At 35.1% G+C, this 12,969-nt stretch carries 6 protein-coding genes and 1 pseudogene; 3 read left to right on the top strand and 4 right to left on the bottom strand.

All coding sequences use genetic code 11. The features are described 5' to 3' along the window. Positions 1 to 64: 64 nt before the first annotated feature. The 3 genes from ACUN26_RS27280 to ACUN26_RS27270 all read right to left on the bottom strand — a co-directional run bounded on the left by ACUN26_RS27280 (position 65) and on the right by ACUN26_RS27270 (position 7,185). Positions 65 to 4,306: a S8 family serine peptidase gene (locus tag ACUN26_RS27280; protein ID WP_000820220.1), complete on the bottom strand. Its 4,242-nt coding sequence runs from the start codon at positions 4,304 to 4,306 to the stop codon at positions 65 to 67. Between the two features lie 403 nt (positions 4,307 to 4,709). Then, the gene (locus ACUN26_RS27275) at positions 4,710 to 5,351 is read right to left on the bottom strand and encodes a response regulator (protein ID WP_000590660.1); all 642 of its coding nucleotides are present in this window, start codon (positions 5,349 to 5,351) and stop codon (positions 4,710 to 4,712) included. Position 5,352: 1 nt separating this feature from the next. After that, complete coding sequence (locus tag ACUN26_RS27270; protein ID WP_000648908.1) at positions 5,353 to 7,185, bottom strand: GAF domain-containing sensor histidine kinase; 1,833 nt, start codon at positions 7,183 to 7,185, stop codon at positions 5,353 to 5,355. A 406-nt stretch (positions 7,186 to 7,591) separates the two neighbouring features. Between ACUN26_RS27270 and gerKA the strand changes: the two are divergent. The 3 genes and pseudogenes from gerKA (at position 7,592) to gerKC (ending at position 11,275) form a co-directional block, all read left to right on the top strand. Beyond that, positions 7,592 to 9,083 (top strand): annotated as a pseudogene (gerKA, locus tag ACUN26_RS27265) (spore germination protein GerKA). Continuing rightward, positions 9,064 to 10,170 carry a GerAB/ArcD/ProY family transporter gene (locus ACUN26_RS27260; protein ID WP_000185800.1) on the top strand — a complete coding sequence of 369 codons (1,107 nt, stop codon included), beginning with the start codon at positions 9,064 to 9,066 and terminating at the stop codon, positions 10,168 to 10,170. The pseudogene gerKA and the gene ACUN26_RS27260 overlap by 20 nt, the downstream one beginning before the upstream one ends. Then, on the top strand, positions 10,151 to 11,275 hold the full coding sequence (gene gerKC / locus ACUN26_RS27255) for a spore germination protein GerKC (RefSeq protein WP_000474023.1): 1,125 nt from the start codon (positions 10,151 to 10,153) through the stop codon (positions 11,273 to 11,275). Before ACUN26_RS27260 ends, gerKC begins: the two co-directional genes overlap by 20 nt. A 31-nt stretch (positions 11,276 to 11,306) precedes the next feature. On the opposite strand, the gene treC is transcribed toward gerKC, so the two are convergent. After that, positions 11,307 to 12,968: an alpha,alpha-phosphotrehalase gene (treC, locus tag ACUN26_RS27250; protein WP_000656133.1), complete on the bottom strand. Its 1,662-nt coding sequence runs from the start codon at positions 12,966 to 12,968 to the stop codon at positions 11,307 to 11,309. Position 12,969 lies beyond the last annotated feature (1 nt).

Genomic DNA, 12,969 nt, shown 5'->3' with positions numbered 1-12,969 from the left:
AGCAAAAACCATTTTTTCTGTGTTCATTGCTTTATCGTTTAGTTTCCCTTAGAAGTGTATCCCCTTATTTTTTTGGCTCTAAACCAATCGAGCGTAAGATTTTCTCTAACGTCACTGGCCCTACATTTTCTTTCGGTTTCTGATTTTCTTTAGCATCTGGACCCTTTTTCAAGAAGTTTTTCTCAATAAAACGAATATCTGTTTCATCTACAACACCATCTTGATTTATATCTCCATCTTTTACAGATACTTTTCCTTTTCCATACGATAAAGCTGCTATTCTAGCATCTTGAATATCTACCATTTTATCGCCGTTTACATCACCTGCAAGGTTATCATCCATGTCAGCTCTAAAGTTTTGTCCCACTAATTCTCCATCCTGCATTTTCCCTATTTTTGTTGTTAATTTACTATTTAAATGACCTGGCATTTCTACGAAAATATCATATTCTTTATCGCTTACTGGGACACTATGAATTTCAAATTGCCCGTTATCACCAATCGTTCCTGTATATTTCTTTCCATCCTTGCCAACTGCGTACACTTTTGCTCCTAGTTTTGTATAGTCTTTCTTACCTAAATACCCCTCTTCATTCAAGAAAGCTTCAGGGCCAATATATCCTGTAACCGTTGAATGTTTCGAAACAATAGCAAAAGATTTATCTTTAAACGCAGGAATCTCAATGCCTTCAGATGCACCAGCTTTTGTATAAGAGAACTTATCTACTCCAAATGCAGTTAAATCATTAAAGTATTCATCGTTCGCCATCTCGAATGTAACATCTAAAAATGGTGTATCTCCATCTAATCCTTTAAATTCTTTTCCTTCCAATGATGCGCCAACTTTCACCTTGTTTTCCCAAGCTCCTTCTTCACTTATCTTCGGATCTTCTAATTTAAGGTTCAGTCCATGTTGTTTTACATATTCCGTAAGTGCTGGATTTGGTTTCACATCTGTAAATTTAAATAGCTGCTTGTAATAAGGAATTTCAAATGTACCTGACATAAGCTGTTTTACATTATTAAGATTCAAAGTTAACGTAATTTTCTCTCCTAATTTGATTTTATCTTTGTCATAACTTGGAACAGCGTATTCTGTCCCTTCCTTTACAAAGACGTAATCTTTATATCCAGTTGCCATATTCCCTGCAGTTGCAAGATCATATCCAAATAATTTTAGATTTAACGGCTCGTTTATTTCCTCTGGAAGTACTCCAAATTTAAAATCACCATTTGCTTGAATTGTATTCAGCCAACCTGATGGAAAGGCTGAGTTTTGATAATATACAATTTGGTTCGCTTTTTGATCATACTGCAAGCCTTTTGCCTTTAATGCATCTACTGTAGAATCATAAATATTACCATGCACCCATAATGCACGCTGGCCGTCTTCTTCTTTAAACATAGAATCATTGACTTCGTGTATACCAGGTTGTACATCCTTAAATTTCATTTCAGGTATTACATTATCAATGATAATGCTATCGCCTTTTGTATAAGATTTTCCTTCTTTATCATATCCAACGAAGTTCAATTCGTAATCTCCATCAGGCAACATAACAGGTTTATCCGCAATTGGATGAGCTGGATCTCCTGTGAATGGAAGTACATACCCTCCCATACCAGAAAACATCATATATTCAACATTCGGTGTTAGACTACTTGCATTAAGTGTACCAACGACTCCTAATGCCTTCCCTGTCTTTCGGTCCTTCACAACTGCATCAATGGTTTCAAGAGGACTATTTAATTTAAATGTCAACGGCGAACTTGGTCTTTCCATAAATGGATGGAATTTAGAAGCATCTGTTGCCATTGTATCTCTCAGTAAATCTACAGACGCAATCTCTTTTTCTGTGAATTTAACTGCAAATGGTACTTGATATACTTCTTTTTCATTGTTTTTATTTGAAATATGAATATAGCCCTCATATCTACCAAACTCAGCGTTTTCTGGAATGATAATTTCAGGACTAATTTCCTCTGATGCACCAGGAGCTACTTTAATAGAATCTGGTACGTTTAGCTTCACACCATTCTTCGCTGCATCTTGCACACCTACACTTGTAGGTGAAAATTCCACCTCTAATTTAAACTCTTTCCCATCTGTTTTACTGCTGTTCTTAATTAAAACTTTTCGACTATCTTTAATAGGCCCATTTTCAATTTGATTTTTATACCCAAATGCAATAGAACCTGTTTTTTCTTCAATTTCTACTTCTTCATCACCTACAACGTTTGATGTTTTATCAACAACCTCGATAGATGTATCTGCATGAACTGCACGATATGCATCAATTCGCCCTGAGCCCACCTCAAATACAGAACGCTCTTCTTTTAAGTCAACTGCGGTATTCATGAGTGCTTCTTTTACTTCAAATGGACTATAGTTTGGATGTTCTTGTAAAATGAGTGCCGCTACCCCTGCAGTATGAGGAGTTGCCATAGAGGTACCTGACATACGTCCATACGCTACCGGATAATTTTCTCCATCTTTTGGATCATTAATATATTCAGGAACAGTTGAGAAAATAGACACACCTGGTGCTACAATATCTGGCTTAATATCATCTGTCTTAGTTGCAGGACCACGGGAGCTGAAATCAGCTAAGTGATCTCCCTCTGTTTTTATATTACTTAGTTCCCCAAACGCTAACAACACATCTCCTTGTACAGCTTTTGCTTGTAATTTCTCACCATCTACTTTTGTTAGGCGGAACGTTGGAATAGATGAAGTACTTTCCCCAAGATAACTTGTAATTTCACCATCTACATTGTTATATACGATTACCGCCTTTGCGCCTGCTTCCTTAGCATGCTTAATTTTCTCATCAAATGTAATCTCACCGCGTTGGATAAGAGCTAATTTTCCTTTTACATCTTTTCCTGTAAAATCATCTGATTTCCCGAGCCCTGCATATACAACTGATACGGATTGACCTTTCAAATCTTCAATCTTATCAGTAAAGCTTTTTCCAAGTAGCATCATCTTATCCACATGTAAATCACCTGCATCGACGGAAAACGTTGGGATCTTCATTGCAGCGTCACTGGCTCCAACTGTAATTGGAAGTGCCGCTGCACTAGGTGATCCAATGGTACCTTCTTCCGGACCACTATTACCTGCCGCTACTACTGTAACAACACCAGCTAACATCGCATTGTTTACTGCCACAGAAGTAGGATATAAAGGATCATTAATAGACGCACCTAGTGATAAATTGATAACATCCATATCGTCTTTTACTGCTTTATCAATCGCAGCAAGAATACCGCTTGTTTGTCCACTTCCATATGGACCTAATACGCGATATGAATATAAATCTACATCTGGAGCAACTCCCGTAACCGCGTAATCAACATTATTCTTTTTGTCTGCAGCGATTGTCCCAGCTACATGCGTACCATGGGATGTATAATATGCACTCCCCTCATAAATCTCAGGATATCCTCCAGAATTTTGCCAATCCTTATACGTTGTCTCCATTGGATCAGCATCATTATTAACAAAGTCCCATCCTTTTATTGAGTTCGGATCTATTTTGCTTGGATCTTCACCTTGCTTTGCACGATATCCTTTATATGCATCTTTCAAATCCGGGTGATTGTAATCAATACCTGTGTCCAGTACACCTACCTTAATTCCTTTACCTGTTATTTTTTCATCATGCAGCTTGTCTACACCAATTTGCGGTACACTATCTGCCATTTTTGGTTCAACAGCAGTCTTAGCTGTTTCTTTCGGCAAATCAATTTTAACCTCATGATCTTCCCATACACGCTTAACGATACCGGTACGAACTAAGTCTTCAATCATGTTCGCAGGTAACGAAATCGCTACACCATTAAAAGCATTCTTATATTCTCTTGTTATTTTTGCAGATTTTAAATTTGTCCCTTTCTCTTTATTCTTTTGAAGCTGTTCAAGCTCTGCTTTAAACCCTTTATGTGATGCCTCTACCTTTTGTTCCGCATTTGAAAGAGCTACCTTTTTCCCTTTAGCCGCTTGTTTTAATACCTCAATTTTGCTAGGTGCTTGCTTAAACTCTATAATCACATTCACATTATTAGGACTTGCTGTATTGATACCTGGCGAAATAACAAAACCTGGTTTTGTATCTAACGTTTTTAAGGCATTACGTTGTTCCTTTGTAAGACCTTTCAAGATAGCATTTGCATCATCAATTCCAGTTAAAGTAGATGTATTTACCTCTTCAGCTAAGACGTTATATGGAATTCCTTGAGACAATAACATTCCAGCTGTTAACGTTCCAATAAGAATCTTTCCAAATTTCCCTCGTTTCATATTGCATCTCCCCATTATTAATATTATTTTTTGAAACAAATTGATTCTTAACTTCCTATTTAGCATTGGAAACTCTATTAATCTTAATCTTGTGTATCATGAAAGATTTCCATCACTACTACCATCCCCATACCTCATATAGCTAATTACTCACTTTTCTCTTTCTATAAGAGCCCTCCATCATTTATTTCCAACAAAGGATTTTCACGAAATGAATTATTAACACGATTAAAATGTAATTCTATTTTTATTATTTCACATTTTGATTATTCTGAAAATTGAACAAAAGGAGTATCTTTTCTCTAAGGATTCTATACCTACATAGTACAAAAGAACTATCTTGCTCTTTATACTTTGTAATAAAGAATAAATAAACATGATAGTTCTTTTAAACATTTCCTATTTAATCCAACGGAACCAATTGATTTCGAACAGCATAAATCACCGCTTGCGATCGACTTTTCACATTTAGTTTTTTAAAAATTTTATTGATGTGAATTTTAACTGTTTTATCACTAATATATAGAGCTTCAGCGATTTCTTTATTACTAAGTCCCTTTACTAATTCAAAAAGAATTTCCTTTTCACGTTCCGTCAGTTCATTTTCATTTGATTCTAATTTCATTTTTTGCTGATGATATGTAATTAATTTTTTAGTCATACGCGGATGAATAACTGAATCCCCTCGATATAACATCCGGATTGCTGCTACTACCTGCTCCGATGATGAATCTTTCAATAAATAACCATCAGCACCAGCCTGGAGTGCATCCATTAAATATTCATCATGCTCATACATTGTAAACACAAGTACTCGGCAATTCGGATAATTTTTTTTCACCAAATCTGTAGCTTCAATCCCATTTTTCCCCGGAAGATTAATATCCATCAAAATACAATCTGGTCTGCATTCTTCTACTTTTCCCAATACTCCGTCCCCAGAGCTAGCTTCTCCAACCACTTTCATATCAGATTCATCCTCTAGTATGTTCCGAATTGCGTCTCGTAAAAAAGCATGATCATCCACTACTAATATTTTAATCATTTTACGCACCCCTTGTTTGTGAATCTGGAATTAATAGTGTAATTTTTGTCCCTTTCCCTACAGAACTATCAATCTGTAAAGTAGCCCCTAATTGTTCAGCTTGTTCATTCATATGTAATATACCATAATGTGGCTCATTCTTCGTTTTAACCATAGACTCAAATAGTGAAAAGCCAATCCCATTATCCTTAACCCTTAAAAGCACGTGCTCACTTTGATAGCTAAGTAAAACATCAGTCTTGTCTGCTTGTGCATGTTTTACAATGTTTTGCAAACTCTCTTGTAATGTATCAAAAATAACCCTTTCTTTTGAAAAGCTAAGCGCACGTGCATGACCTCTTTCATGATATGTAATATCTAGTTCATATTCTTGTTTTAAAGATTTTATTTTACTTGCTATCGCCTGCTTTAGCCCTAATTGTTGTGTCGGATATGGTTTTAAAGCATAAATAGAATAGCGAACGTCTCCTAAGCTTCCTCTTAAATCTTTTATACTTTTCTCTACTATTTGCTGCATATCTTTTGGTTTATCACGGTATTTTTTCTGCGCGGATTCTAGTTGGAATATCACCCCGGCTAATGTTTGCGCAATACCATCGTGAATTTCACGGGCGATTCTATTTCTTTCTTCTAAGATCATTCTTTTTTCCTGTTCAGAAATCAATATCCTTGTTTTAACAACGTTAGCTAATTGGTTAGAAAATGTAGCTAACGACTGTACATCTTCCGGAAAGAAACCCGCATTTCTACTTTTCCCTGCAACAAACATTCCGACTAATTCATCATTTACTATAAGAGGAAAATATACAAGTGAGCGTATAACATTATCAAATATTTCATCTCCAGGAGCCGTACCAATTTTCCAATCATTAAATACAAGATTTTTAGAAAGTTCCTCAAACGCCCCATACTTTTCTGAATCATCAGATAAATCTAGGCGGACTTTCCCATCTTTTAATAGAATATTCCAGTTCCCATCATCTTTTGTCCATATTACATATGCTTGTATACCAAAAAAACCTTTAAGTGCTTGTTTAATATGTTTCAAGTTTCCTCCGGTTAATCCTCGACTAATTTCGGTCGTAATAAGAAATAACTCATATAATCGTTCCTTCTCCATCCTTATCCGTACAGAAAAAGAACTAATAACGGAAGTTGCTACAAGTGGAAAAAAGAAAAACAGTACTGTAATCTCGTTTACTTCCACACTATATGTACTAATTAATACGTGCATCAGTGCCGCATAAGAGAAACCAAAAGTTTCGCAAAGAAATACCGTTACAGTTTTTTTATACCACTGATAGATTGAATATGGCTGCGGAAGGAGTATCATTAACAAATCGTAAAAACGATTGTTGAAAAAACAAAAAAACACGCAAAATAATAACAAAGATATTAAATTTCCATACAGAACTGATATATCTATTTTGTTAATTAATAAGGACATACATTTGTTTGAAAACCATTCGGCCAAGATTAAACTAAGTGCATGCTGAGTACTATTAAATAACATTCTTTGTATCGGTGAACGGCGGTGCAGGTGAATAATTAGCGTAACGAGTACAATAGAAATAATAGTTATATGGATTCCAAACTGCCAACTCATAGCGTAAATTATCGGAAAGGTAAGCGAGCTAGTCCCTCTCCAAAATCGTACAGGAAAATACTCTGCAATCCCCATAAATATTAATAACAATATTAGTATTGTTGGATGAGAAGGGATTTTAATTTCAAGTAAAGATATAGTTATAGTAACCAAACCAAGAAAAGAAATAAAATAAAGATAAGAACTAGCAATCTTTTCTCTCATAAAGATAGAATTTACAGCTTTCAAAACAACCCCTTCTTTCTTTATAGAACTTTATTTTCTCTATTATCCAATAAAAAACCGGCACTGGCAAAATGGAAGAACCTCCACTAGCCAATCACCGGCTGTGTACTGCACCTAAAAAGGCAAGACACAATACTAATAGTATAAATTGCCTTTCATAAATTTCCTATTCATCGAATGATGTAATTATTTATACCGCTAGGCTTATCCTCTATAGTACAAAAGATTTATATCAACACCGCTAATCTAATATATACTTTCTTTCCATCCCCTACTTCTCATTTTCTTTATTTTAAAAGATGACGTAACGTAACTTTCAAGCTACTTATTTTCAAATAATACAAGCATAAATTTCTCACAAAAAGCAAAAATTAACAGAAGCGACTTTATTCTAAAAGAGGTGGAAATTATGACAGAGCAAAAAGAACAACAAAAGAGTGAAAATCAAAAGCATATGTTTCCATCGCTTCCGGAAAATATTAATTACATTGAAAATAAACTCTGTCATTCAGATGATATAAAAAAATTAGATATCCCTTTTCAAAACGGAAAAGGAACCATTATATATCTCGAATCTTTAGCAGATCCAAATTTAATTCATCAATTAGCTCTCGAGCCTTTATTAACACGATCGGATTTGGCTTTAGATAAAGCTTTTTCCACATTAAATATGAAAAAAGAAACGAATTTAAATTATGGGGTGCAGCTTTTATTACAAGGAAAGTCATTATATTTTCATGAACATGTTGATAGTTTTTGTATTTTCGAAACAGCTCTATCTTTAAAAAGAGATATAACAGAGCCGGATAGTACGTGGACCACATACCGGGTTTGTAGAAGATTTAGCAACCAATTTAGCTTCTATTCGTAAACTCATAAAAAGTCCAAATGTCGTCGTTAAATATTTCACACTTGGTGAAGAAATGCACACGAAAGTGGCAATTGCTTATATTCAAAATATAGCTAATGACGATCTCGTTGCAGAAGTAAAAAGAAGATTGGAAATGATTAAGACAGACGCACTCATGCCACCAGGCTACATACAGGAATTTATAGAAGATACATCTTTCTCACCCTTCCCGCAGCAATTAAATACAGAACGCCCAGATAGAACCGCCGCTAATTTAATGGAAGGACGAGTTGCTATTTTATCTGACGGAGATCCAACAGCGCTCATCGTACCTGTTACGTTATTCGCTTTCTATCAATCACCTGATGATTATAATAATCGCTGGATTGTCGGTTCATTCGTCCGAATGATTCGCTTAGTGAGTTTTTTAATAGCCTTTCTCTTACCAGCTATATATATCGCAACAGTTGCTTTTCATCCTGATGTGTTGCCACTTGAACTCGTTTATACAATTAAAGCTTCATTAGAAAAAGTACCACTTCCCCCCATTTTTGAGGCTCTCTTAATGGAGTTAATTTTCGAGTTATTACGGGAAGCTGGTATTCGTCTGCCGAGCCGCGTTGGACAAACAATCGGTATTGTAGGCGGTTTAGTAATTGGTGATGCGATTGTAAAAGCCGGACTTGTTTCTTATACGATGATCATCGTTGTAGCTTTAACTGCAATCTCATCTTTTCTCGTTCCATCAAACGATATGAGTTCAGCAGTTCGAATTCTTCGTTTTCCATTAATGATTCTTGCTGCTATATTCGGATATATAGGAATATCATTCGGTCTAATTATAACTTTCGTTCACCTATGTCAGCTCCATTCTTTTCATACACCTTACCTTTCTCCCCTTGCACCAATGCGGCTAAAGGATATGAAAGATTCTTTTGTAAGACTCCCAATTTGGTCGTTTTGGGAACGACCTCATGATCCAAAGCCGAAAAAAATGCAACGACAACATGTAACGAGAGAGGATGAGAACGGTGACAAACACGCAAAGTAAAATTTCACTTGTTCAATTTACTTTTTTCGTTATTCAATGCCAAATCGGGGTTGGTATCCTTTCTCTACCAAATCGTCTTCACCCGATAGCGAAAGGCGGTGGCTGGATTTCTGTTCTCATCGCTGGTTTTGCGATTCAACTCATTATTTTACTTATGTGGCTTTTCTTAAAACGATTTCCTGATGCTGATATGTATGAAAGTGTTTGTATGCTATTTGGTAATAAATTTGGAAAACTATTAGGTTTTGCTTATGTTTTTTATTTTACCCTTATCGGTATGACGGTTATGTTAAGTGCTTGTAATGTCATTAAAGTATGGATATTACAAGCAACTCCTTGGTCTGCCATTCTCATACTATTTACAATAGCTTGTTGCTATATAGCCTATAACACATTTAAAGTCATCGTACGGTTTTATGTCATGGCCTCTATTCTTATTTTCCCAATGGCACTGTTAATTGGACTTGGGCTCTCACGGGCTGACTTTTCTTATATTTTTCCCATTACAGAAGCTGGATGGTGGAATATTATTCAAGCATCAAAGGAAACAATTACAGCTATGTATGGTTTTGAAATTATTCTTATCGCTTTCCCAAAAGTAAATGGGACTGCTGTGGCAAAACTAAAGGCAATTTCTATCGCTAATGGATTTGTGACTCTCTTTTATACTTTTACTGTTTGGATTTGCTTTATCGTATTTAGTCCAAAGCAAGTTGAGCTTATTCCAGAACCAGTTGCTTACTTATTGCGCTCTTTACATATCGGGATTATAGACCGAACTGATTTACTATTCATACCAATTTGGATGATAACAGTTGTAGCTTCTATTGCTAGTTATTATTGCGCCGCTTCTATCGGAATTGGACATATATTCAATCTTGCTAATCATAAACAAGCTGTTCCAATCGTTGGAGTTATTGCATTTAGTGTAGCCTTATTCATAGATACACCTGAAGAATTAAAAGTAATTGCAACTTTCACTGATAAGTTCACCTATATTTTCATCGTTGTCCTCCCTCTTTTATTTCTACTTTATTCAGTAATAAGAAAGAAGAAAGGAGAACAGTATGTTCAAAAAAAGAGTTAAATTATTTTTTATATTATGTACTAGTTCATTCCTTTCTGGCTGTTGGGATCAAGAACCATTAAGAGAAGCGAGATTAGCTTATAGTATTGGATATGATATTACGGAAGAGAATAAACTACAGCAAACGCTTGAACTCGTAAAAAGTTCAAGCGGAGAGCAATCTTCATTCGAGAATGAAATACATTCAGCAAACGGGTATAACATACGGGATACAAGCGATGCCCTAAAAAAAAATGTGACTGGTAATATTCGCTACTTCAAATATGGTGTTCAATCGCTAGGAACCAAAATTCTAAAAAAGGGTATACTACCCTATTTAGATGTCAGCTTTCGGGACCCAACAAACCCAACTGCTTTAGTAAAACTTATTGCAGTAGAGGGTGAAACATCCGAGATACTAGAAAAAAAGAAAGTAGGAAATTTACTAATTGGAGATTTTCTAAAGAAAAAAGTGAAAAGCTTAGAAGATATGAGTGTATTTCCAAAAGAAACTTTAGAAACAGCTGCTACAAAAATGTTAGATCCCGGTAAAGACTTTACCCTCCCTTCTATAAAAATAAAAGGAAAAGAAGTAATTACAAACGGGTTAGCTTTATTTAACAATGATAAATTAACTGGGCATTTACCTTTGAAACAATCTGTTTTATTCGTATTATTAACCGGAAAAATGGGAACAAGTGCCCGTATAACCCAAAAACTTACTAGCGATGAATCAGAGAAAACATCTGATTATTTAACAATGGAAATTAGCAATCGAAAGTTAAAACGAGACTTAAAAATAACAACAGATAAAAAAGGAAATGTTTATGCTCACATTAAGCTCCAACTAAAAGTAATAGCACTTGAAGCCCCAAGAGATAATATTTATAAAATGGGAGAACGAAAAAAACTAAATAAAGACTTATCGAAACAACTTACGAAAGAAGCGAAAAAAATAACAAACAAACTACAAAAAGCAAATTGTGATGCTTTCGGTATTGGAAGACATCTTATTGCATATCATCCTGACTTATGGAAGAAAAAAAATTGGAATAAAGATTATGCAAAAGTAAAATTCAAACCAGAAGTAGACGTAAATATTTTGTATAGTGGTGTCTTAAAATAAAAGGTTGTATGCCGCGTGGGCATACAACCTTTTATTTCGTATATCGATATATAATTGATTCATATGGTCTTAAGTTAAGTTTTGTAATATCCTTGCTGGAATCTTTATAATTCGACAGTAGTACTTCTTGTTTCATTCCATCTAATTGAACATGGGCTGGTACAGAATACGTTATTTCTTCTCCATAGAAGTTATTAATAATAAGTAATACTTCATTATTTACAGTACGTGTATATGCCCAAATCTTAGGGTGATTTTCATCTAAAATAGCATATTCTCCTTCTGTAATAACATCGTAAGTTTTTCTAAGTTCAATTAACTTTTTATAATGATAAAATACAGACTCCTCATCTTGTAATGCTTTCTCTACGTTTATTTCTTTAAAGGTTTCAGCTACTGAAATCCAAGGGGTACTTGTTGTAAAACCACTATTCACCTCTTCATTCCACTGCATCGGAGTACGAGAATTGTCACGAGATTTTTGTTTTAAAATCCCTATAATCTCTTCTTTTAATAAGCCTTCTTCCTGCTTTATATCATATATATTTAACGATTCCACATCACGATATTGCTCGATGGACTCGAATTTAGGATTCGTCATACCGATTTCTTCCCCTTGATAAATATAAGGTGTTCCTTGCAGCATGTGCATAGCTGTCGCTAACATTTTCGCAGATTCATTTCGGTACTTCCCATCATCCCCGAAGCGTGACACGATGCGAGGCTGGTCATGGTTACACCAGAATAATGCATTCCATCCCCCGCCCTTTTGCATTTCAATTTGCCAGTTAGACATAATTTCTTTTAATTTAATAAAATCAAAATCAGCTTTCGTCCACTTATCACCATTCGGATAATCTACTTTCAAATGATGAAAACTAAACGTCATACTCAGTTCATTGCGCTCAGGGTTTGAGTATTTAATACAATTATCAATTGTCGTCGATGACATTTCTCCAACTGTAATTACCTCTTTCCCTTCAAATACATTTCTATTCATCTCTTGTAAATATTCATGAACACGCGGACCATCCGTATAATATTTACGTCCATCACTTGTCGCGGTACTTCCGTCATCGCTTAAGAAACGTTGGTCTTTTGAAATTAAGTTAATAACATCAAGGCGGAATCCTGTTACCCCTTTATCAAGCCAAAAGCGCATCATATCGTACACTTCTTCACGAAGCTTTTCATTTTCCCAATTTAAATCTGCTTGTGTCTCATCAAATAAATGTAAAAAATATTGCTTAGTCTTTTCATCGTACTTCCAAGCGGATCCTCCAAACTTAGACTGCCAATTATTTTTTTCATCACGCCAAATGTAATAATTGCGATATGGACTATTTTTATCTTCTTTTGCTTCCTTAAACCACTTATGCTCCGTCGAACTATGGTTTACAACGATATCAAGCATAATTTCAATGTCACGTTCTTTCGCTTTTTCTAGAAGCTCTTCAAACTCTTCCATCGTTCCGTAAGATGGATCAATGCTATAATAATCACTTACATCGTACCCATTATCATTTTGTGGTGATTGGTATATCGGTGTTAACCAAATATAATCCACTCCGAGTTTTTTTAAATAATCTAGTTTCTCTGTAACCCCTTTTATATCACCGGTTTCTTTATTGTAATAACTATTAAAGCTCTTCGGATAAATTTGATAGACTACACTTTTATGCCAATCCTTCATG

The organism is Bacillus sp. WC2503 (assembly GCF_052682895.1).
The sequence above is the reverse complement of the archived record's forward strand: the minus strand, read 5'-3'. Positions and strand labels throughout refer to the sequence as shown.

Bases quoted from the DNA above. Each gene is read 5' to 3' on its own strand.
- ACUN26_RS27280 (WP_000820220.1), bottom strand. From the start codon at position 4,306: ATGAAACGAGGGAAATTTGGAAAGATTCTTATTGGAACGTTAACAGCT.
- gerKC (WP_000474023.1), top strand. From the start codon at position 10,151: ATGTTCAAAAAAAGAGTTAAATTATTTTTTATATTATGTACTAGTTCA.
- ACUN26_RS27275 (WP_000590660.1), bottom strand. From the start codon at position 5,351: ATGATTAAAATATTAGTAGTGGATGATCATGCTTTTTTACGAGACGCA.
- treC (WP_000656133.1), bottom strand. From the start codon at position 12,968: ATGAAGGATTGGCATAAAAGTGTAGTCTATCAAATTTATCCGAAGAGC.